This is a genomic window from Mesorhizobium sp. Cs1299R1N1, from assembly GCF_037179655.1.
GTDB classification, from domain to species: domain Bacteria; phylum Pseudomonadota; class Alphaproteobacteria; order Rhizobiales; family Rhizobiaceae; genus Mesorhizobium; species Mesorhizobium salmacidum.
In genome coordinates this window covers 102,092-124,042 of the sequence record NZ_JAPYKR010000013.1, presented here as the reverse complement: position 1 = coordinate 124,042, position 21,951 = coordinate 102,092, and the positions used below count along the sequence as shown (strand labels likewise).

The following is a 21,951-nucleotide window of genomic DNA, read 5'->3' as shown; positions in this document are numbered from 1 at the left end:
CCTTCTTTCGCTGGTGGCGGGCCGATGCGGTGTGCACCGTTCCAATTTCACTGTCGGCGCGCTGGCCGCTCAGCGCCGTTGCGGCGCGTAAACCGGTAAGGTGATACAGGCGACGTTGCCGCCGCCGAGCAGGATTTCGCGGGAATTCTCGATGCCGACCACCTTATGGTCGGGAAACAGCGTGGCCAGTTGTTGCTTTGCCTTCCGATCGAGATCGCAGCCGAACTCAGGCACGACCACAACGCTGTTGCCTGGATAATAGTTGATGTAACTCGCCGCGATCCGGTTGCCGGCCGGCCGTGCCCAGGTCGAATCGACCCGGTCCACGCTCTCGCTCTCCTCCATCGTCATTTCGATCGGCAGGGGGTGAGGAAGCCGATGAACCTCAAGACCACGGCCACGCGCATCACGTGCCGAACGCAGCACCTCCTCGGCTTCGCGCACGATCTCATATTGCGGGTCGTCCCGGTCTTCGGTCCAGCTTAGCGCGACCACGCCAGGGCGCACGAAGCAGCAGAGGTCGTCGACATGGCCATCCGTCTCGTCGAAGGCAAAACCGCGCGGCAGCCAGATGATTTTGTCGACGCCGAGATAGTCGCCAAGCTGCTGTTCCACCTTCGCCTTGCTGAGATGGGCATTACGATTGCGATTGAGCAGGCACTGCTCGGTCGTGATGAGCGTTCCCTTGCCATCGCATTGCAGTCCGCCGCCCTCCGCGACCAGCGGCGCGCGGTAGCGGTCCATCCTCTCAACCTCGAGGACCTTTTGCGCCGCGAGGTCGTCCAGGTCCCATGGCGAGTAGAGCCCGCCGTCGAAGCCGCCATAGGCGTTGAAGATCCAATCGACGCCGCGCACGCTGCCTTGGTCGTTGACGACGAAATTGGGGCCGCTGTCGCGCAGCCAGGAATCGTTGGTGGACATTTCCACGACGCGCACGTCGGCAGGCAATCGCGCTCTGGCGTTCTGCCACTGGCGGCTGGATGCCGCCACGGTCACCGGCTCGCTTTGTGCGATCGCCGCCGCGACATTGGCGAACAGCTTCTGCGCGGGCTTGGCACCCAGACGCCATGTGTCCGGCCGTTCCGGCCAGGTCAGCCAACAGCCTGATTTGGGTTCGAATTCGCCAGGGGCGCGAAAACCATCCTGTCTCGGTGTGGTCGAGAGCGTATGTGACATTGTGGGACTACCGGAAAATGGGACGACGAAACTTTTCCGGATCAGACGGTTTTAGGGCCTTGTCCGTCAATGTCCCATTTGGGATACCTTGATCACTGCGCTAGCCACTGGCCTGCGTTCGGCTGGGGCGAGCACCATTGGTGCCGGGCCTTGGTTGCCCGTAAGTTCGATGTCTCTGTCGTTTACTGCGTCGCCTGGTAAAGTTCCGAAGCAGCCTCTTTCAGCGCGCGCCGGCCGTCCGGCTTGAGATACATCATGTGCCCACCTTCAACGACGTCGAGGCGGATCGGCCTGGCGCCGGCGAGCGACGGGATCTGGCCGACCAGATAACGTGACGCCAGATAAGGAGTGACGAGATCGGTGTAGCCATTGACGATGACGACGCCCAGCGCGGGATTCAGGGAGCGCGCTCGCTGCAAATCGTCCATCACACCGGCATAGCCCTGGCGCGAGGTGCTCGTGCCATAGTCCCAGTTGTGGCTGATATCACCGTTCAGCAAGCGGTAGCTGACATCGGTGCGAAAGTTCAGCTCGTCGCGCGCGTAACCGACAAAGGCCGAGGTCAGAGCCGGCACACTGCGGTCCAGCACCGGATCGGGACCGGCGATGCGGGCGCTCTGGGGAGCGATGTCCGCCGTCGCGATCATGCCGTCATAGGGGCTGAGCACCTTGCCCCTGGCACGGGCAAACTCCCTTGCGAAGAGCGAGGTCGGGACGCGGGCGAAGTTGCGGTGAACGAGGTCGGGTGGCAGGCCGGTGATCTCGGCCACGCGATCGCTCGCCAGCCGCCCGCCTTGCTCCAGCCCGCTGGTGAGCGCGCTGAGGTACTCGCCAAGTGCATAATGCTCGACCTCGGCGAGCTTTTTCCGCAGTGTATCACCGTTGACACCTTCACTGCGCAAGCGGACCGCCGCGAGCGAGGGTAGTTCGAGAGCCCAATGCAGCGGCTCGAATTCGTCGGGCTGCACCAGGGTGAATTCCAGCGCCGGTGAGATCAGCACGATGCCGCTCGGGCTGATGCCGATATCTTCCTGCAGCCTCCTGGCAAGCAGTGCCGCCCGGAACCCGCCATAACTCTCACCGGCGAGGAACAGCGGGGATCCCGTGCGGCCGTTTTGGGCGAGATAGAGCCGGATAAAGGCGCCGATCGAACTGGCGTCCTGGCTGACGCCCCAGAAGTCGTGCGCGTCCTGGCCAGGAGCCTCGCGACTGTAGCCGGTTCCCACCGGGTCGACGAAGACGAGGTCGGTCATGTCGAGCCAGCTGTCGGAATTATCGACGAGCTTTTGCGGCGAAGGGAGGAATTCCCCGTCGGCTCCGGTCGCCACGATGCGCGGTCCGAGCGCGCCGAGATGCAGATAGGCTGATGCGGCGCCCGGGCCGCCGTTGAACACGAAGGTGATCGGCCGCGGTGCTTCCGTCGCGACGCTCTCCCGCGGTTTCAGCGTATAGGCAACATAGAAGATTTCCGCCGTGACCTCGCCCTTGCCGGAGAGCAGCGGGAGCGTGCCGGCCTTTGCCTGGTACTGCAGGCTGCGCCCGCCAATGCTGATCGAATGGTCGGTGATCGCGGGCGGCGGCAGCAGCGACAGCACGCCGCCCGCGGGCGCCGGCCGCTCTGGCGTTTCAGCCAGGAGAGGCTGCGCGAAGCCGGCAAGCATGAAGAGGGCAAGGCAGACGAGTTTCAGCTTGGAACGCATGAGGCCTCCGCGGGAACGACACCCGCATAGGTATGGCCGAGGCGAATGAAGTCAAAGAGAATCGAGGATGGCGAGCCCCTGCTGTCCCGCCGACACCAGTTCCTGATAGCTTGGGCGTCCTGCTCGGATTGGCTCACAGGTCTTGCACGACCGTGCTATCAAGGCAGAAAGCCGTTCGGGAGGAACGAAAATGGACGCAACCGAACTCAAGGCCATGCAGGCGCCGCTGAAGCAGGCCTACCGCGACGACGCCGCGCAAGCACTGATCACGCTGAGGGCAAAGGGCTCGATCGACGAACAGTCGGTGGCCTGCAAGGTGGAGACGGGCAGGGCGTTGGCAATCGCCGGCCTTCATCCGGCAACAGGCGGCTCGGGGCTCGAACTGTGCTCCGGCGACATGCTGCTCGAGGCGCTGGTGGCGTGCGCCGGGGTGACGCTGAAGGCGGTGGCCACGGCGCTCGAGTTCAAGCTCGGCGCCGCGACCGTTGAAGCCGAAGGCGACCTTGATTTTCGCGGCACACTTGGCGTCGCCAGGGACGCGCCGGTAGGCTTTCGCGCCATCCGGCTCAATTTCAGTCTCGACACGCAGGAGCCGCAGGAGCGCATCGATTCGCTGCTGAAGCTGACCGAGCGCTATTGCGTGGTGTTCCAGACCATCAACCAGAAGCCGGAACTGACGGTGCGCGCGCGGCGATGAATCACAAGGCCCGCTGCAGCGGCCGCGGGCCTTGTGATGCCTGATACTTACTGAGCCGCCGGCTCTTCGGCGTCGCCTTCGTCGGTGAAGGGCGAGGCGCTCGGCACGCACTGCACGGACCAGCCTGCGGGTGTCGGCTGCTTCTGATACTCGGTGATGGCGGCGGTGCACTGTTCGCGCTTGTCGAAGGTGCTGGGCAGCACGACCATGCCGCCCTGCGGACCGGCGATTACCAGATACCAGACCAATGCTGCGGTCGTAGCCATGGAGTTTTCCTTGTCTGCCCAGCAGGGCGCTTGGTGTGGGAGTCGTCCGATGCTAACAACTCCTCGGAAATGACGAAAGCATGACCACCGCCTTAGATCACAGCCGCGTCATGATTCGGCAGGTTTTCGGGCTGGGCGTGTTGCAGCCGCCACTCAATCGGTCGCAAAGCAATAGAGCAGCCGCCGAGGCATCGAGAACGGTGCGGCCGTGATGACCCATCATGGCCGCCTCTTCGGCACCGTCAAAGGCTCGAGTTTATTCCGGTTGCCGGTAGGCGACGAAGCGGTTGTGCTTGGCCTGGAAGATCAGCCCAGTCTCTGTGAGGCCCGGGCTGGCCAGCGGCACGATGCGTTTGGCGATCTCTGAAGGGTGCGGCAAAGTCTCGGGATCCTCACCGGGCACGGCTTGCGCGCGCATCGCGGTGCGCGTGGCGCCGGGGTCGGCGGCGTTGACACGCAGCGGCAGGCTTTGCGTCTCATGCGCCCAGGAACGCATCATGGTTTCGACCGCCGCCTTCGATGCAGCGTAAGGCGCCCAGAAGGCGCGCGCGGAATGCGCGGCATTGGAAGACAGGATAATCGCCCGGCCGGCATCCGAAAGCCGCAGCAGCGGGTCGACGGAGCGGATCAGCCGCCAGGTCGAGGTGACATTGATGGTCATCACCTTTTCGAAGGTCTTGGCCTCGACATGGCCGATCGGCGAGATGACGCCGAGCACGCCGGCATTGGCGACGAGAATGTCGAGCTTGCCCCAGCGCTCGTTGATGGCGCCCCCTAGCCGGTCGATGCCGGCCATGTCGGCGAGATCGAGCGGCACCAGCGTCGCCTGGCCGCCGGCCGCCTTGATCTGGTCGTCGAGTTCTTCCAGCCCGCCGACGGTGCGGGCAACCGCGATGACATGCGCACCGGCGGCCGCCAATTCCCTGGCGATGAAATAACCGATGCCGCGCGAGGCGCCGGTGACGACCGCAACGCGGCCGGTAAGGTCGAGGGTCATGCGATGGCTTCCGCAGATATGGCTGGAGCTAAGGACGGTCCGGCAATCCTATGCCCCATTGTTCGCCAGCAGCGACAGCGTGCGCACATTGTCGTGGCCTTCGAAGTCGAGCAGGCGGGTCGGATATTGGCCGGTGAAGCAGGCGTCGCAGAATTGCGGCTGGTCGTCGTCGCGGCCGGCCTCGCCCACGGCACGGTAGAGCCCGTTGATCGAGAGGAAGCCGAGCGAATCGACGCGGATGAACTCGGCCATCTCTTCCACCGACATGCGCGACGCCAGCAGCTTCGACTTCTCCGGCGTGTCGACGCCGTAGAAGCACGACGCGCTGGTCGGCGGCGAGGCGATGCGCATGTGCACTTCCTTGGCGCCGGCGTCGCGCACCATCTGCACGATCTTCTGGCTGGTGGTGCCGCGAACGATCGAATCATCGACCAGCACCACGCGCTTGCCCTCGATCATGCGGCGGTTGGCGTTGTGCTTCAGCTTGACGCCCATGTGGCGGATCGAATCGCCTGGCTGGATGAAGGTGCGGCCGACATAGTGGTTGCGGATGATGCCGAGCTCGAAGGGAATGCCCGCCGCCTGGGAAAAGCCGATCGCCGCCGGCGTGCCGGAGTCCGGCACCGGCACGACGATGTCGGCCTCGACCGGATTTTCCTGCGCCAGTTCGGCGCCGATGCGCTTGCGCACCTCATAGACGTTGCGGCCTTCGACCGAAGAATCAGGCCGGGCGAAGTAGACATATTCGAAGATGCAGAAGCGGGTCCTCTGCGGTTCGAACGGGAACAGGCTCTCGATGCCCTTGGAAGTGACGACGACCATCTCGCCGGGTTTCAGGTCGCGCACGAAACGGGCGCCGATGATGTCGAGCGCGCAGGTCTCGGAGGCCAGGATCCAGGCGCCGTCGAGATCGCCCAGAACCAGCGGGCGGATGCCGAGCGGATCGCGGCAGCCGATCATCTTCTTGGCCGTCATCGCCACCAGCGAGAAGGCGCCCTCGACCTGACGCACCGCGTCGATGAAGCGCGAGTTGAGATCCCGTTCCTTGCTGGTCGCAACCAGGTGCAAAAGCGTCTCGGTGTCGGAAGTGGAGGAGAAGATCGCGCCTTGCTGCTGCAGCGCGCGCTGCACGGTCATGGCGTTGGTGAGGTTGCCGTTATGGGCGACGGCGAAGCCGCCATCGGCCAACTCCGCGAAGAAGGGCTGGATGTTGCGCATGCCGGCGCCACCAGTGGTGGCGTAGCGCGTGTGGCCGATGGCGCGGTTGCCTTGCAGGCTGTCGATGACGCGTTGCTTGGTGAAGGTGTCGCCGATCAGGCCGACATGGCGTTCGACATGGAACTGCGTGCCGTCATAGGAGACGATGCCGGCCGCTTCCTGGCCACGATGCTGCAGCGCATGCAGACCAAGTGTGACGATGGCTGCCGCATCCTGCCGGCCAAAGATGCCGAACACACCGCACTCGTCATGGAAATGATCGTCAGCCTCGGCGGAAAGCACGTCGTCTGCGTCTGCCATCTGTTCGAGCCTCGCTGCGGAAAGGCGTCATATAGTGCAGTCAAGCTTCTAATGCCACTGGAAATCAAGAACGCCGGCTTGTGATCGCCGTCACTTGTCCGGTAGCGTTTCTATCGCAAAGAGGACTTTGCCTATGAACGATACATCCAACGAAGCTGAAGAGCCCAGTGAGGCCGAAGAAGAGGCGTGGTGCGAATCACAACGCCAGTATGTGATCGACTATTTGGCACGCGAGCAATTGACACACGGGAGGGTGGGCGAGTGGCCCGCTTGGCACGTCTATCCCTACGTTGCCATTTGGGCCATTGAGAGCGCTGCTCGACCTGAATGGATCGGTTGGTGGGCGATCTCTGGGGATCTTCCCGCCGATTTTATACCCTGCGGACATGACCCCACGCCGCGCGCCGCAGTCCGGGAGTTTGGCTTGCGTTGGAAGGAAGCGGCTGCGGCAATGGCCCAGGGCCGGGAATCCGAGGAATTTACGATCGGCAGGCCCGAGGATGCCGCAACGCTAGCGCCTCTGCTTGCGTCTAGAGCAAGGATACTCCTCGGTTGGGCCGAGGACGACGAAGCCTGGGACGACGATCCCGACGACCGGTCGGGAACTTGATCCGTCGCTGCGGGCCTATCGCCTGCTGCCTCAGTTCGCCGGCGCTGGCGCCGGCTTGGCCGTGTTGTCGGCAGGACCGGCGTCGTTGTCGTCTGGCGCCGGCGCATTGGCGTCGTCACCACCGGCCGGAGCATCCGCCGCCGGCGCGTCCGGCGCGGCGGGCGTCTCGGCGGCCGGCTGATTCGGATTGAGCTTCTTGAGGATGGCGTTTTCCGGATCTTCTGGCAGCAGGCTTTCGAGCTTGGCGCCGATCTGTTCCAGCAGCGGCCGCGACTTGGCTTCCGTGACCCAGGCCGGGGCCTTGGCGCCGGCCAGCCAATTGAAGAACAACAGCGCCACCGCGACGACCAGGATGCCGCGCGCGGCGCCGTAGAGGAAGCCGAGCGTGCGGTCGAGCGCGCCGATGCGCGAATCGATGATCCAGTCGGCGAGCTTCATGGTGATGACCGACACGACGATCAGCGCGATGATGAAGACGACGCCGGCCGCCGCCGCCATGGCGATCTTTTCATTGTCGATATAGGGCGTCAGGTAGGGCAGGACCGGTTTGTAGAAGAAGAAGGCGGCTGCCGCCGCCGCCGCCCAGGACACGACCGAAAGCACTTCGCGCGAAAAGCCGCGAACCATGGCGAGCATCGCCGAGACCAGGGTGAAGCCGACGAGAATTCCGTCAAGCAGCGTAATCGGCATGTCTTTGGCCCCACTCCGATCTCATTTTCACGGCTCGGCGAGCCGCGTCACTCTTCATCGTCGACACGGCTGCGCCGTGAGCCGGCTATGCGCGCCACGAGGTCGGCAAGCTCGGTGGGCTGGAAAGCGCCGGCCCCGATCCCTCCGGCAAGTTCCTCGCTGCCCAAGGGCAGAACCGCGCTACCAAAACCCAGCTTTTCGGCTTCCTTGAGGCGCTGCTGCGCATGCGCAACCGGCCTCACCGCGCCCGAAAGGCTGATTTCGCCGAAATAGACGCAATCGGCGGGAAGGGCAAGACCGGTGAGCGAGGAAACCAGTGCGGCGGCGACCGCGAGATCGGCCGCCGGCTCGCTGATGCGATAGCCGCCGGCGACGTTGAGATAGACGTCATGCTGCCCGAAACGGACACCGCAATGCGCCTCCAGCACCGCCAGCACCATCGACAACCGAGCGCCGTCCCAGCCGACCACCGCCCGGCGCGGCGTGCCGAGCGAGGAGGGTGCGACCAGCGCCTGGATCTCGACCAGAACGGGCCTGGTGCCTTCCATGCCGGCGAAAACCGCCGCTCCCGGCGATTTCGCGTGCCGTTCGCCAAGAAAAAGTTCGGACGGGTTGGAGACCTCGCGCAGACCCTTATCCGACATTTCGAAGACGCCGATCTCGTCGGTCGGTCCGAAGCGGTTCTTCACCGTGCGCAGGATGCGGAAGTGGTGGCCGCCTTCGCCCTCGAAATAGAGCACGCCGTCGACCATGTGCTCGACCACGCGCGGGCCCGCGATCTGGCCTTCCTTGGTGACGTGGCCGACCAGCACGATCGCGGCGCCCGTGGATTTCGCATAGCGGATCATTGCCTGGGCGGCGGCGCGTACCTGGGTAACCGTGCCCGGCGCCGAATCGGCAAGGTCGGTCCACAATGTCTGGATCGAATCGAGGATAACCAGATCCGGCCGCTTGCCGTCGGCGATCGTGGCGAGGATGTCCTCGACATTGGTCTCGGCCGCCAGTTCCACGGGCGCCGACGCGACGCCGAGACGCTGCGCACGCAGCCTGATCTGGGCAACGGCCTCTTCGCCCGAGACATAGACGATGCGATGGCCCTTGGAGGCAAGAGCGGCCGCGGCTTGGGTGAGCAGCGTCGACTTGCCGATGCCGGGATCGCCGCCGACCAGCAGTGCCGAGCCGCGCACGAAGCCGCCGCCAGTGGCGCGGTCGAGTTCGCCGATGCCCGAGACGATGCGCGGTGCGTCCTCGATGTCGCCCGAAAGCGTGGTCAGCACCACGGCCCGGCCCTTGCGGGCATTGCGCGTGTTGGCAGGCCCCGAGCCGATGCCGCCTGACGTGCCTTCCTCGACCAGCGTGTTCCACTCGCCGCAGGCATCGCATTTGCCGGCCCAGCGCTGGTGCACCGAACCGCAATTCTGGCAGATGAACTGGACGCGGGATTTGGCCACGCTTTTACCTTCCCGCGCGCTTGCGGGCGCCGCGATCCTCCGCGCCCCCTTCTGTCCTGCCGGACAGAGGGGAGCGTCGTAGAACGCCTTGCTTGCGTATTTCTGTCGCGACCGCGGGCAAGAGGCTACTCAAACCTCTCCGCGATGTGGTGCTCTTCCGCCAAATCCGAGAAGCGGGTGAATTCGCCGTGGAAGGCGAGCGTGACCGAGCCGGTCGGCCCGTGGCGCTGCTTGGCCACGATCACCTCGGCCTTGCCGCGCATCTCGTTCATGTCGTTTTCCCACTTGACGTATTCCTCGGTGCCGAGCTTCGGCTCGCGGTTCTTGAGGTAATATTCCTCGCGATAGACGAAGATGACGACGTCGGCGTCCTGCTCGATCGAACCGGATTCGCGCAGGTCGGAGAGCTGCGGGCGCTTGTCGTCGCGGCTTTCGACCTGACGCGAGAGCTGCGACAGCGCGATGATTGGCACGGCCAGTTCCTTGGCCAGCGCCTTCAGGCCCGTGGTGATCTCGGTGATTTCCTGCACGCGGTTCTGCGAAGACTTGGCGGATGAACCCTGCATCAGCTGGATATAGTCGATGACGATCAGGTCGAGGCCACGCTGGCGCTTCAGGCGACGCGCGCGGGCAGACAACTGGGCAATGGAAATACCGCCGGTCTGGTCGATGAACAGCGGGATCTTCTGCATGGTCTGCGAACAGGCGACCAGCTTTTCGAAATCCATTTCGCTGATTTCGCCGCGGCGGATCTTCGAGGAAGAGATTTCCGTCTGTTCGGAAATGATACGGGTTGCGAGCTGTTCGGACGACATTTCGAGCGAGAAAAACCCGACCACGCCGCCATTGGCCGCCTTGAACGAGCCGTCGGCCTGCTGCGCCGGCTCATACATCTCGGCAATGTTGAAGGCGATGTTGGTGGCGAGCGATGTCTTGCCCATGCCTGGACGGCCAGCGATGATGATCAGATCGGATGACTGCAGGCCGCCCATGCGGCGGTCGAGATCGCGCATGCCGGTGGCGAGGCCCGACAGACCGCCGTCGCGCATATAGGCGGCATTGGCCATGTCGACCGCGGTCTTGACCGCGTCGGTGAAGCTCTCGAAGCCGCCGTCATAGCGCCCGGTTTCAGCCAGTTCGAACAGGCGGCGCTCGGCGTCCTCGATCTGTTCGGAAGGCGACATGTCGACAGGCGCGTCATAGGCGATGTTGACCATGTCCTCGCCGACCGTGATCAGCGCCCGGCGCGTCGCCAGGTCATAGATGGCGCGGCCATAATCGGTGGCGTTGACGACGGTGACGGCTTCCACCGCCAGCCGCACGACATATTGCGCCACCGTCATGTCGCCGACCTTTTCGTCGGCCGGCAGGAAGGTCTTCAGCGTGATCGGCGTCGCCGCCTTGCCCATGCGGATCAACTCGGCCGCGACGTCGAAGATCTTGCGGTGCAGGGGTTCATGGAAATGGCCGGACTTCAGGAAGTCGGACACTCGGTAGAAGGCATCGTTGTTGACGAGGATGGCGCCAAGCAGCGCCTGCTCGGCCTCGATGTTGTTGGGCGATTCGCGATAGAGCGGTTGCTCCGCCACGCCGAATTTTCGCGCTGCCTCTGCCATGATGTCCCCGATTTAGATCCCGGCCTTTCGATATCAGAACTGGACAAGTCGATGCTGACTTATCTGCAACAGCTCGTGTCGAAGCGGCTTTGATACTCGCGATTCACAGCCAAAATTTTTCCGTGGAAAGAATCGCAATTGACTCGAATCGAGAGTTGCGAGTCTAGCGTTTCTCGAAGGAGAACAAAACAGGAAAGTGGGGGTTGGTTGACACCGGATTGCGGAGCGATGGTCTTCGTTTCATCTCACGCCAGCGCATCGCCCCAGTCCAGCCGCCGCGCCACCTTGAAGGCGTCGCCGTCGCGTTTGGTGAAGAGCTTTTCGTCGGCGCTGCCGTCTGCCTCGCATAGTTTCAGCGACACCTTGCCGGATCCTGACTTCGGCGGCGCGATCACCCGTGCGGCGGGGGAGGCGGCCGGCTGGCGCGAAGCAGCGACATAGATGAATTTCTCGTCTTCCCACGGCACCTCCGCGTCCTTGGCCAGCCGGTGCAGGCGCGAGCGGGCGACGCGGCGGGCAAAGTGGCACCAGTCGGGCGGGTTTAGCGGGCAGGGTGCTTCGTGCGGGCAAGGCGCCAGCAGATGCGCGCCGGCGGCGATCAGTTGCTGGCGCACCGCCAGAATTCGCAGCCAGCCCGCCGGCGTGCCCGGCTCGACGATCAGCAACGTGTCCCTCGTGAGTTGCCATAGCCGGTCGACCATTTTGGGCAAGGATGCCGGCACGATCTCGTCCAGCACATAGGCGCATGTGACGAGGTCGGCCGGTTGAAGGTCGGCAAGGTCTGTCGTGACATCGCCGGCCCGCCAGATGGTCCGGGCCGCGATTGCGCCGGCCGCGAGTGTCTCGCCGATCTTGCGAACCGCGGCACTCGCCTCGAACAACGTTGCCAGTTCCAGTTCAGGCCAGAGATCGCTGGTGGCCCAAAGCACCGTGCCAGGGCCGGCGCCAACGTCGAGCAAGGTCGCGGGTGTGAAATCCGGCCGGGCTTCGGCGAGCGCATCGAGGCTGGCGCGGACCGCCGCGTAGGTCGCCGGCATCCGCGTCGTCAGATAGGCCTTGACCGCCATGTCCTGCGCCATGTGCAGGCGCCCGTCGCGCAGTTCGGCGCGGTAGCGGTCGGACAGGATTTTTGCTGCCTGCTTCAGGTCCGGCAGCGGCACCTTTTCCAAAATGCGATCGACAGCCTGTCGAAGAGTGGCCGGCAGTTCCACCGCCTATGCCCCTCTCGGTGCGAGCAGGATGATCGAGGCGCCGGCCATGCAGAGCGCCGCACCGGCAAGGTCCCAGCGATCGGGCCGCACGCCCTCGACCAGCCACAACCAGGCGAGCGAGGCAGCGATGTAGATACCGCCGTAAGCGGCATAGGCGCGGCCGGCCGCACTGATGTCGACCAATGCCAGAAGCCAGGCGAACACAAGCAGCGAGGCAAAGCCTGGCAGCAGCCAGAGCGGCGACTTCTCCAGTCGCCACCACGCCCAAACCGAAAAGCAGCCGGCGATCTCGGCCAGCGCCGCGGCTGTGTAGAGGAGATAGGTCATGAAAAAGGCCTCGCTTCGATCACGAGGCCTTTTTCGGTGCAGGAGCCGGCAATGGCAAGCTCCAATAATGCGTCCTGACAGCGTGGTTCCTATTCCGCCACCTTGCGTCGGCGGGCGGGCTTGGCGGGCTTCTCGACGGGAGCCGCCTCGCGGCGGTCCATATCCTCACGGTGCCCCATGTCCTCACGGTGCCCCATGTCGCGCATTTCCAGCGCCTTTTCGCATTTGGCCATATAGTCGCGCGTCATCGGCAGCGTGTCGTTCGTCTTGGTGATCTGGAACTGGAAAATCACCAGATCCTGCCAACGGAAGGCGGCTTCCGAGGCGGCCAGATAGAACTCCCACATGCGGCAGAAGCGTTCGTCATAGATAGCCTTGGCCTTGTCGCGGTTGGCGGCGAAGCGCTGGCCCCAGTGCTTCAGCGTGTCGGCATAGTGGAGCCGCAGGATCTCGACATCGGTGACCACGAGGCCGGACTTCTCGATCGCCGGCAGTACCTCGGACATTGCCGGAATGTAGCCGCCCGGGAAAATATACTTGCGGATGAAGGCGCTGGTCGCCCACGGCACGCCGGAGCGGCCGATCGTGTGCAGGAGCATGACACCGTCAGGCTTCAGCAATGTTGCCGCCTTGTCGAAGAAGGTCCGGTAATGGTTGACGCCGACATGCTCGAACATGCCGACCGAGACGATGCGGTCGAAGCGTTCGTTGAGCTCGCGATAATCCTTCAGCTCGAAATGGACGTGGTTTTCCAGCCCTTGCGCATGCGCCCGGTCGGTGGCGACGCCATGCTGTTCGGTCGACAGCGTGACGCCCTGTACGTCGACGTCGAAGGCTTTGGCGAGATAGAGGCCGAGCCCGCCCCAGCCGGAGCCGATGTCGAGCACCGTCTGGCCGGCCTTCAGCCGGAGCTTGGCGGCGATATGGCGTTTCTTGGCGGCCTGCGCCTCGTCCAGCGTCATGTCCGGTTGGTCGAAATAGGCGCAGGAATACTGCATGTCCTCATCGAGGAAGAGCCGGTAGAGCTCGCCCGACAGATCGTAGTGGCGCTGCACGTTGCGGCGCGAGCGCGAGGCGGTGTTGATCTGCTGCAGGCGGCGGAAGGCGTGGCGCAGGCCCTCGATGGCTTTAGACCAGGTTGCGTCGATGCCGCCGCTGCCCATGTTCTGGAAGGCAATGCGCATCAGTCCGAGCACGCCGCCTTCCAGAATGTCCAGCTCGCCGTCCATGTAGGATTCAGGCACCGCCAGCATCGGGTCGAAGGTGATTGCGCGCTCGGCATGCCGGGTCTTGATGTGCATATGCACCGGCTCGCCGCTGCCGTCGCCGAAGATGAATGTCGAACCCTGCGGCCCGGTTACCTTGAGATTGCCCGTGCGCACCAGGCGGTCGAGAACGCGCTTCAACAGAATATTCATGGTCCGATGTCCCCTCGCGGTCAGACAGGCTGTCCTACTCTGCATCAATATATAGGGTTTCGAAAAGTTCCTTTTGGCACAAAAATGCCCGGGCGAGAGGCCCGGGCATTGGTCCAGAAATGGCTGGAAAGCCGTGGTCCGAGTGGCTCGGACCTTTGCGATCAGGCGTTTTCTTCGCCGCCTTCGAACTCGGCATTCGGATCGAAGAAGTTTTCCGGCCGCGCATTGTCGTTGATGTCGTCGCCGTAAATAGCTTCGGCGGTGGTCAGCGTCTCGCCCTTGGCCTGGCGTTCGGCCTCGTCGGCCGTGCGGGCGATGTTGAGCGTGATGGTGACTTCGACTTCCGGATGCAGGGCGATCGCCACATTGGTGACACCGATGGTCTTGATCGGCTGGTTGAGCTGGATCTGGTTGCGGTTGATCGTGAAGCCCTCCGTGATCAGCAGATCGGCGATGTCGCGCGTCGACACCGAACCGTAGAGCTGACCGGTCTCGCCTGCCGAGCGAACGGCGATGAAGCTCTTGCCGTCGAGCTTTTCGGCAACCTGCGCGGCTTCAGACTTGCGCTCGAGGTTGCGGGCTTCGAGCTGGGCGCGCTGGCCTTCGAATTTCTTCTTGTTGGCTTCGTTGGCGCGCAGCGCCTTGCCCTGCGGCAGCAGGAAGTTGCGGGCAAAACCGTCCTTGACCTTGACGGTATCGCCCATCTGGCCGAGGCGGGAGACGCGTTCGAGAAGAATGACGTCCATGATTATGTTCCTTCTGGTTGGGCGTCAGTCCACAAGGCCGGCGCCGAATTCTCTGGAACAGGTCAGGAAGCAAAAGGGCGTTGCCGCCGGTGTCGCTGTCCTGCCTGTCGCGGCAGTTAGAGGTTTTGACCTCAACCCGGGATTTGATGCCTAACCGGTCATGCCCGTCATGGCCGGCGATAAGGAACGGGCGGCGAACCGCCCGTTCGGAAGAATTAGCGAACCACGTAGGGCAGCAGGCCGAGGAAGCGGGCGCGCTTGATCGCCTTGGCGAGCTCGCGCTGCTTCTTCTGGCTGACGGCGGTGATGCGCGACGGCACGATCTTGCCGCGCTCGGAAATGTAGCGCTGCAGCAGACGCACATCCTTGTAGTCGATCTTCGGTGCGTTGGCGCCGGAGAACGGGCAGGTCTTGCGGCGGCGATGGAAAGGGCGCCGGGTCGGGATCTGGTTGATGTCGACCATTATTCTGCACCCCCTTCAAAACCTTCGCGCGGACGGCGCGGACCACGGTCGCCGCCTTCACGATCGCCGAACGAACGCGGGCCACGATCGCCGCGGTCGCCGAAGCTGCGCGCCGGACGATCGCCACGGTCGCGATCGCCGAAGCCGCCGCGCTCGGAGCGCTCTTCGCGCTTCTGCATCATGGCCGAAGGGCCTTCCTCATGCGCCTCGACCTTGATGGTCAGGAAACGCAGCACGTCCTCGGACAGACCCATCTGGCGCTCCATCTCGTTGAGCGCCGCCGGCGGGCAGGTGAGGTCCATCAGCGTGTAGTATGCCTTCCGGTTCTTGTTGACCCGGTAGGTGAGGGACTTCAGTCCCCAGTTCTCGACCCGGCCGACGGACCCGCCATTTGCTGCGATGACGCCCTTGTACTGTTCGACAAGCGCATCGACCTGCTGCTGCGAGAGGTCCTGCCGGGCAAGAAACACATGTTCGTAAAGAGCCATTATGTATCAGTGCCTTTCTTCGTTTCTCTCCCGGTTCCCGGCGGCAAAAGCCTCTGCAACTTCTCTGACCCGCGTGTGCCTCGAAAGGCGCGGGGAAGAAAGGAGCATGACGAGACGGTCGAGAGCGGAGACACGGGAGGCGGAAGCGCTTCTGGCATCACACGAAGGTTCTAGAAAAAACCTCCGGCCCTCCGTTCAGCCCCCAGCTGGGACCGGCAGATTGGCGGCGTCTATACAGCAATCCGCTGATAAGGCAAGGGCAAGCGGCATCCCTGATGTCGCAGCCACCAGAAAATCAAGCCGCGGCGCGCGCAAGGCCTGGCGGTTTTCCCGGCAACCGGCGCTTAACCACAATATCAGCTTGCGCCGGGTTGAGCCCCACCGTCAACGGTCGATTCATCATGCAACATGCAAAAGACCGGGCAGCCGCGCATATCAAGCGGCAGGCATTTCCGGGGGTAAGGATGCTTCTCAACAGATTCTGGCGCTCGAAGAGCGGCAATTTCGCGCTTTTGATGGGGTTGGGGCTGCCAGCCATTCTGTCAGCCGTGGCCTTCGCGACCGATGTCTCGACCATGATGCGGGCGAAGAGCAACCTGCAGAACGCGCTCGATTCCGCAAACCTTGCCTCGTCGCATCTTGGCGATCTGGACATTACCCGCACCGACGCCTTCAACCGCTATTTCCAGGCAAACATCGCCGGGCATGGCGAACTCGTCAACGCGCAGGCGACGCTGACCGTCGACAAGGGCGTCAATTTCGTCAAGACCAAGGCGGTCGCTTCGGCCGACGTCAATCTGAACTTCGCTTTCCTGTTTGGCCAGAGCAAGCACATCGTGGTCGATGCCTCGGCGGTCGAATCGAACAATCAGCTCGAAGTCGTGCTGGTGCTGGACAATACCGGCTCGATGCGCGGCGCCCGTATGACGGCGCTCAGGGCCGCGACCAAATCATTGCTCGATACTCTCGAATCGACAAAATCGCCGACGCGCCAGGTCCGTGCCTCACTGGTGCCATTCGTCACGGCCGTGAACGTCAACGGCGACGGCTTCGACCCGTCCTGGATCGACATGGACGGCAAATCCTCGACCAACGGCATAAATTTCCCCGTCATCGACGGCAAACGCCCGAACCACATGGCGCTGTTCAAGCAGCTCAAGGACACCGGATGGGCCGAGCCCGGATGGAACGACACGGGATGGAAGGGCTGCGTGGAGGCGCGGCCTGGCGCCTACAACATTTCCGACACGCCGCCCGATCCGACCAAGCCCGACACGCTGTTCGTTCCCTATTTTGCGCCGGATGATCCCGGAGATGCGCAGATGCCGTCCAGCACCTATGGCAATGAGGCAAAATACTACAACAATTCTTATCTCGCCGACACTGGCGACACGGTCAAGCTGGACAAACAGAAAGGCAACAACCGGCTCGGCATCGACTTCAGCGGCCTCGGCAGCGATCCCGACAAAGCCACCAAGGAAAAAGTCGCCAAATATGTGGCGCCAGACAAGGAACTTATCACCGAGACAGGAACGTCCGTCACCGTTGGCCCGAACCGTTCCTGCCCGACCCCTGTCGTTCCCTTGACCGAAGATTTCGACAAGCTGCGCAAGGCGGCAAGCCAGATGACCGAGTGGAACGGCTCGGGCACCAACGTGTCGGAGGGCCTGTCGTGGGGCATGCGTGTGCTGTCGCCCGCTCCGCCTTATACCGACGGGGCGCCGTGGAAGACGCCTGGCATCAGCAAGATCGTGCTGTTGCTCACCGACGGTGAGAATGTCGTCTATGGTGCCAGCGAACAGCCGACGAAATCCGACTACACATCCTATGGCTATCTGGCGGGTGGCCGCTTCGGGTCGGATAACCAGGCGACGGCGGCCCGCAATGTCGACGGCTGGACCAAGAGCGTCTGCACGCAGTTGAAGAACGAGGGCGTGCAGATTTACACGATGGTGCTGCAATCCGACACGCCCGCCAACCGCACGCTTTACAGCGCCTGCGCTTCCGACCCGAGCAACTATTATGCCGTCAATGACCCGACCAAACTGCCGGACGTGTTCCTGCAGATCGCCAACAAGTTCTCGAAGCTGCAATTGACGAATTGAAGCCATGGCCCGAGAGCATCGGGCCTGAGCCGACCGGTCGGCTCAACTCGTATGGGAGACAACCTTGTCGACCGTTTCAGGGAAGAAGTCGGGTGCCGCGAGGCGTTTGCCGAACATCATGTCGTATTGCAACAGACGGAAATCGCGGATCGCCGGGTCGATCTCCTTCTGCCGCGCCCAGTCGGACGTGGCCTCGCCCGTCGGCGTCAGCAACAAGTTGCGGTCGACGACGCGATAGCGCTCCCGCATCTCGCCCAGGAAACCCGTGTAGTAGGGGTGGGTGATGCCTGCGGCAGTCAGGATATGATAGGGCAGGAAGGCAGGGCTCACCGTCCCCAGATTCTCGACCGGGCCCGAGCGGTTCGACCAGATGATCAGCGGTGTCGCGTGATGTTCGAGGGCGGCCTCCGGCGTCGGTTCCTTGCGTGGCGCGACGTTGTCCTTCAAGAAGCCCGTCTCGACATAGACCGGGCCGAGCGGCGGCAGGTGGTCACCGAAAAAGGCGACAATCGTTGGCCGCTCGCGCGTCTTGGCCCACTCGATCAGCCGCTCGAGGCCGCGGTCCGCGTCGGCTGAACCCTCGGCGTAGGAGATCAGCGAGTCACGCGCCCACTGGCTGATCGGGGCTTGCACCGAGTGGGTCGGGTTCGAATAGCGGTTCGGTTCATACGGGCCATGGTTCTGCAGGCTGACGGCGAAGAAGAAGACCGGGTCTTCGCTGGCGTCGGCTTCGCGGATGATCTCGTCGGTCATCGCGGCGTCGGATGCCAGCGGTCCGCGCTTTTCCATGGGCGGCAGCGTCTCTTCCGATTTGAAGTCGTTGAAGCCGAAATCGGCATAGACCGCGCCGCGATTCCAGAACCAGTTTGTGCCCGGATGGATGGCGCGTGCCCTATAGCCTTCGCTCTTCAGGAAGGTCGCCATCGACGGCGTCGGGGTGCGTACATATTGCTGGTAGGGGATGCTGCCGGCCGGCAGGAAGGCGTTCGAGAACCCGGTAAGCGCTTCGAATTCGATGTTGGCGGTCATACCGCCGAATTCAGGCGAGAACATCGAGCCCGAGCGGAGCGCCCGCACATTGGGGATCGGATCCGGGGTGATGGTGACGCCGGGCAGCTTGGTCGAATCCCAGAAGGATTCGCTCATGACGACGATGATATCGGGCTTCTCGGTAGGCACCGAGGCCGTCACATTGGTTCGGTCAATGGCCGCAATTGCCTTGTCGGAATAGCCTGGTGGTGCCGAGACATGCGCCATCGGCACGTTGAGCGCGAAGGCGAGCGCAAAGCCGTTGGAGGCGTAGTTTTCCTTCTGGTCCCACATGATGGGGATGATCTGCAGCCGGTCCCGCGTCCACGAGAAAGTGGCGTAGTCCATGATCGAGACGAAGAAGGCGAGCAGCGGCACCGCCAGCGTCAGCCGGGCAAGGCGGCCCTTGTGGCTGAGGGCTGGAACCTTGCGGCGCCAAAGCCGCCAGCCGTAGACGAGCAGGGACAGGCCCGCGACGATGCCCGCGACCATGGCGAGCGCGGTCATAGGCCGCTCGCGCACCAGCAGCGGCAGCAGGGCGAAGATCTGGCGGGCATAGAGAAAATCCGTCGGATAGAGCGGATCGCCGAGATAATGCGATTTCTGGTGGCCGACAAAGGCCAGCGACAGGGTCAGCGGCGCCACGATCATCAGGCTCTGATGACTGCGCCCGAGCACCGCGTCGAGACCGATCAGGACCAGCGCGAACACGACGATGGTTGTCCAGCCCGGCTTGAACGGCTGCAGGAAGAAGGAAACGGTGCCGGCAACGTCGCCGCGCACGATCAGTTCGACGGCGAACACCAGCACGGCCGAGATCGCCAGGCTGATCAGCCCGTAACGGACGACCGGCCATCGCCGGCCCGGCAGATAGCCGGTGGACGGATCGTCTTCCAGGAACTGCGGCGCGGCGTTGCCGGCACGTTTGAAGCTCTTTGCCACTTTAACTTCCCACCCCAAGACAATCCACGTCATTCGATTGTCATATAATTGTCACGCAAAGCTAGCGCCTATGGCGGAAATAAGAAGAGCCAGCAAACGATTCGTGAGCGGTTTTCATCAGGTGTGATCGCCGCAAAGCCCTTTGGGAACAGGCGCTCGGCGCATGGTTCGGATTCGGCGCCGGGTTGAACCGGGCTTGACTTGGCGGCCTGCCTTGCGTCACAGGCAGGGAAAATTCGTAGTATCAGGCAAGCAAAACAAGTCTGGGGAGCCCTCGCATGGCCATCGCATTCACCTTTCCAGGACAAGGAAGCCAGGCTGTCGGCATGGGCAAGGATCTTGCTGATGCCTTTCCCGAGGCGCGCGGGATCTTCCAGGAAGTCGATGACGCGCTTGGCGAAAACCTGTCGAAGCTGATCTGGGAAGGCCCCGAAGAGACCTTGACGCTGACGACCAACGCGCAGCCGGCCCTCATGGCGGTATCGCTGGCGGCGATCAGGTCGCTGGAAGCGCGCGGTTTCTCGCTGAAGGACAAGGTTGCCTATGTCGCCGGCCATTCGCTGGGCGAATATTCGGCACTCGCCGCCGCCGGCTTCGTTTCTGTTGCCGATGCCGCCCGTCTGCTGCGCATTCGCGGCAATGCCATGCAGGCGGCGGTGCCGGCCGGCGAGGGCGCCATGGCGGCGATCATCGGATTGGAGCAGGCCGATGTCGAAGCTGCCTGTGCCGAGGCCGCCTTGGGCGCTGGCAAGGGCGCTGTCTGCCAGGTGGCGAACGACAATGGCGGCGGCCAGCTGGTCATATCAGGCACGAGAGCCGCGGTGGAACTGGCGGCGAGACTGTGCACCGAAAAGGGTGCCAAACGGGCCCTGATGCTGCAGGTTTCGGCGCCTTTCCATTCCGCGCTGATGACACCGGCGGCCGAGATCATGCGCGAGGCGCTGGCGAGCGTCGCGAGGGCCGCGCCGGTGGTGCCCATCGTCTCCAACGTCACCGTCACTCCGACCAGTGACCCCGATGAGATCGCACGGCGTCTGGTCGAACAGGTGGTTGCCCGCGTGCGCTGGCGCGAAACGGTGGAATGGTTCGGCGCCAACGGTGTCTCCACGCTTTACGAGATCGGCGCCGGCAAGGTGCTTTCGGGCCTGGCGCGGCGCATCAACCGGGACATCGCCACCGCCTCGGTAGGTTCCGCGGCCGAGGTCGAGGCGGCATTGGCGGCGCTTGCATAAAACGCCATTTGATACCATCCCTATACGGGGTGCCCTCTTCTCAACCTGGAGACAAAAATGTTCGAATTGACCGGCCGCAAGGCGCTTGTCACCGGCGCATCGGGGGGCATCGGCGAGGCGATCGCCAGGGTGCTGCATGCGCAGGGCGCGATCGTCGGCCTGCACGGCACGCGCCTCGAGAAACTGGAAACGCTGGCCTCCGAACTGGGCGACCGGGTCAAGCTGTTCCCGGCCAACCTGTCGAACCGCGACGAGGTCAAGGCACTCGGCCAGAAGGCGGAGGCCGATCTCGAGGGCGTCGACATTCTGGTCAACAATGCCGGCATCACCAAGGACGGCCTGTTCGTGCGCATGTCGGACGCCGACTGGGATACGGTGCTGGAGGTTAACCTCACCGCCGTTTTCAGGCTGACCCGTGAACTGACCCACCCGATGATGCGCCGCCGCCATGGCCGCATCATCAACATCACTTCGGTGGTCGGCGTGACCGGCAATCCCGGCCAGGCGAATTACTGTGCCTCCAAGGCCGGTATGATCGGCTTGTCGAAGTCGCTGGCGCAGGAGATCGCCACCCGCAACATCACCGTCAACTGCGTCGCTCCGGGCTTCATCGAATCGGCGATGACCGACAAGCTCAACGACAAGCAGAAAGAGGCGATCATGGCGGCGATCCCCACGAAGCGCATGGGCACCAGTGCCGAAGTGGCGTCCGCCGTTGCCTATCTGGCTTCGAACGAGGCCGCCTACGTAACCGGGCAGACCATTCATGTGAATGGCGGTATGGCGATGATCTGAGCGAGGATCTGAGCGAGGTCCGCGGTAACATCGCCGCGCTGTGAAAACCCACCATTTCGGCTTGGACCTTGGCTATTTTTCGTGTAATGCGGCCCGCAACCCGGCGGTTCGGGCAAAAACCGGTCCGTGGCCGTTGCGTTTCCGGCAGGACCATCTTTCAGCTTGATTAGCGGCATTCCGCCCGCTAACGAAGACAGACAAACAAAAGACGAGGATGCCCAAATGAGTGACACCGCAGAGCGCGTCAAGAAGATCGTCATCGAACACCTTGGCGTCGATGCCGACAAAGTGACGGAGCAGGCGAGCTTCATCGATGATCTGGGCGCTGACAGCCTCGACACTGTCGAACTGGTCATGGCGTTCGAAGAAGAATTCGGCGTCGAGATCCCCGATGACGCAGCCGAGACCATTCTGACCGTCGGCGATGCGGTGAAGTACATCGACAAGGCTTCGGCCTGACGCTTTCCGCAGTC

The 21,951-nt window shown here is 63.3% G+C and carries 21 protein-coding genes; 6 read left to right on the top strand and 15 right to left on the bottom strand.

What is annotated here, in order from left to right; genetic code table 11:
* Positions 1 to 69: 69 nt before the first annotated feature.
* Positions 70 to 1,176: an agmatine deiminase gene (aguA, locus tag O7A70_RS26140; RefSeq protein WP_337142949.1), complete on the bottom strand. Its 1,107-nt coding sequence runs from the start codon at positions 1,174 to 1,176 to the stop codon at positions 70 to 72.
* A 182-nt stretch (positions 1,177 to 1,358) separates the two neighbouring features.
* Positions 1,359 to 2,876 carry a S10 family peptidase gene (locus O7A70_RS26135; RefSeq protein ID WP_337142948.1) on the bottom strand — a complete coding sequence of 506 codons (1,518 nt, stop codon included), beginning with the start codon at positions 2,874 to 2,876 and terminating at the stop codon, positions 1,359 to 1,361.
* Between the two features lie 190 nt (positions 2,877 to 3,066).
* On the opposite strand from O7A70_RS26135, the gene O7A70_RS26130 reads away from it, so the two are divergent.
* Entirely contained in the window at positions 3,067 to 3,573 is a 507-nt protein-coding gene (locus O7A70_RS26130; RefSeq protein WP_337142947.1) for an OsmC family protein, read from the top strand.
* Between the two features lie 47 nt (positions 3,574 to 3,620).
* On the opposite strand, the gene O7A70_RS26125 is transcribed toward O7A70_RS26130, so the two are convergent.
* The 3 genes from O7A70_RS26125 to purF form a co-directional block, all read right to left on the bottom strand.
* On the bottom strand, positions 3,621 to 3,839 hold the full coding sequence (locus O7A70_RS26125) for a hypothetical protein (protein WP_015318519.1): 219 nt from the start codon (positions 3,837 to 3,839) through the stop codon (positions 3,621 to 3,623).
* 256 nt (positions 3,840 to 4,095) lie between these two features.
* Positions 4,096 to 4,836, bottom strand: coding sequence for an SDR family NAD(P)-dependent oxidoreductase (locus O7A70_RS26120; RefSeq protein WP_337142946.1), 741 nt, complete (start codon positions 4,834 to 4,836; stop codon positions 4,096 to 4,098).
* 48 nt (positions 4,837 to 4,884) lie between these two features.
* Positions 4,885 to 6,354, bottom strand: a complete 1,470-nt coding sequence (gene purF, locus O7A70_RS26115) for an amidophosphoribosyltransferase (RefSeq protein ID WP_337142945.1) — start codon at positions 6,352 to 6,354, stop codon at positions 4,885 to 4,887.
* 133 nt (positions 6,355 to 6,487) lie between these two features.
* Here purF and O7A70_RS26110 point away from each other — a divergent pair, with 133 nt between their 5' ends.
* Positions 6,488 to 6,964: a DUF4826 family protein gene (locus tag O7A70_RS26110; RefSeq protein WP_337142944.1), complete on the top strand. Its 477-nt coding sequence runs from the start codon at positions 6,488 to 6,490 to the stop codon at positions 6,962 to 6,964.
* 30 nt (positions 6,965 to 6,994) lie between these two features.
* Here the strand turns inward: O7A70_RS26110 and O7A70_RS26105 are convergent, their stop codons facing one another.
* The 9 genes from O7A70_RS26105 to rpsF form a co-directional block, all read right to left on the bottom strand.
* Positions 6,995 to 7,654: a CvpA family protein gene (locus tag O7A70_RS26105; RefSeq protein WP_337142943.1), complete on the bottom strand. Its 660-nt coding sequence runs from the start codon at positions 7,652 to 7,654 to the stop codon at positions 6,995 to 6,997.
* A gap of 47 nt (positions 7,655 to 7,701) precedes the next feature.
* Positions 7,702 to 9,105 (bottom strand): DNA repair protein RadA, encoded by a 1,404-nt coding sequence (gene radA, locus O7A70_RS26100; RefSeq protein WP_027144129.1) that lies wholly within the window; start codon positions 9,103 to 9,105, stop codon positions 7,702 to 7,704.
* A 125-nt stretch (positions 9,106 to 9,230) separates the two neighbouring features.
* Entirely contained in the window at positions 9,231 to 10,721 is a 1,491-nt protein-coding gene (locus O7A70_RS26095) for a replicative DNA helicase (RefSeq protein ID WP_337142942.1), read from the bottom strand.
* 245 nt (positions 10,722 to 10,966) lie between these two features.
* The gene (locus O7A70_RS26090) at positions 10,967 to 11,932 is read right to left on the bottom strand and encodes a small ribosomal subunit Rsm22 family protein (protein WP_337142941.1); all 966 of its coding nucleotides are present in this window, start codon (positions 11,930 to 11,932) and stop codon (positions 10,967 to 10,969) included.
* A 3-nt stretch (positions 11,933 to 11,935) separates the two neighbouring features.
* Positions 11,936 to 12,259: a YnfA family protein gene (locus O7A70_RS26085; protein WP_140509840.1), complete on the bottom strand. Its 324-nt coding sequence runs from the start codon at positions 12,257 to 12,259 to the stop codon at positions 11,936 to 11,938.
* An 89-nt stretch (positions 12,260 to 12,348) separates the two neighbouring features.
* Positions 12,349 to 13,677: a cyclopropane-fatty-acyl-phospholipid synthase family protein gene (locus O7A70_RS26080; protein ID WP_337142940.1), complete on the bottom strand. Its 1,329-nt coding sequence runs from the start codon at positions 13,675 to 13,677 to the stop codon at positions 12,349 to 12,351.
* A gap of 161 nt (positions 13,678 to 13,838) precedes the next feature.
* Positions 13,839 to 14,423, bottom strand: coding sequence for a 50S ribosomal protein L9 (gene rplI / locus O7A70_RS26075; RefSeq protein ID WP_337142939.1), 585 nt, complete (start codon positions 14,421 to 14,423; stop codon positions 13,839 to 13,841).
* A gap of 215 nt (positions 14,424 to 14,638) precedes the next feature.
* Positions 14,639 to 14,887, bottom strand: coding sequence for a 30S ribosomal protein S18 (gene rpsR / locus O7A70_RS26070; protein WP_006203718.1), 249 nt, complete (start codon positions 14,885 to 14,887; stop codon positions 14,639 to 14,641).
* The gene (rpsF, locus tag O7A70_RS26065) at positions 14,887 to 15,375 is read right to left on the bottom strand and encodes a 30S ribosomal protein S6 (RefSeq protein WP_027144123.1); all 489 of its coding nucleotides are present in this window, start codon (positions 15,373 to 15,375) and stop codon (positions 14,887 to 14,889) included. Before rpsF ends, rpsR begins: the two co-directional genes overlap by 1 nt.
* Positions 15,376 to 15,839: 464 nt before the next feature.
* Here rpsF and O7A70_RS26060 point away from each other — a divergent pair, with 464 nt between their 5' ends.
* Complete coding sequence (locus O7A70_RS26060; protein ID WP_337142938.1) at positions 15,840 to 17,480, top strand: pilus assembly protein; 1,641 nt, start codon at positions 15,840 to 15,842, stop codon at positions 17,478 to 17,480.
* Positions 17,481 to 17,522: 42 nt separating this feature from the next.
* On the opposite strand, the gene O7A70_RS26055 is transcribed toward O7A70_RS26060, so the two are convergent.
* Positions 17,523 to 19,484 (bottom strand): LTA synthase family protein, encoded by a 1,962-nt coding sequence (locus tag O7A70_RS26055; RefSeq protein ID WP_337142937.1) that lies wholly within the window; start codon positions 19,482 to 19,484, stop codon positions 17,523 to 17,525.
* A 245-nt stretch (positions 19,485 to 19,729) separates the two neighbouring features.
* Here O7A70_RS26055 and fabD point away from each other — a divergent pair, with 245 nt between their 5' ends.
* From fabD to O7A70_RS26040, 3 genes are all read left to right on the top strand, one after another.
* Positions 19,730 to 20,683, top strand: a complete 954-nt coding sequence (fabD, locus tag O7A70_RS26050) for an ACP S-malonyltransferase (RefSeq protein ID WP_337142936.1) — start codon at positions 19,730 to 19,732, stop codon at positions 20,681 to 20,683.
* 57 nt (positions 20,684 to 20,740) lie between these two features.
* Entirely contained in the window at positions 20,741 to 21,478 is a 738-nt protein-coding gene (gene fabG / locus O7A70_RS26045; RefSeq protein ID WP_337108030.1) for a 3-oxoacyl-[acyl-carrier-protein] reductase, read from the top strand.
* A 222-nt stretch (positions 21,479 to 21,700) separates the two neighbouring features.
* On the top strand, positions 21,701 to 21,937 hold the full coding sequence (locus O7A70_RS26040; RefSeq protein ID WP_006203723.1) for an acyl carrier protein: 237 nt from the start codon (positions 21,701 to 21,703) through the stop codon (positions 21,935 to 21,937).
* Positions 21,938 to 21,951 lie beyond the last annotated feature (14 nt).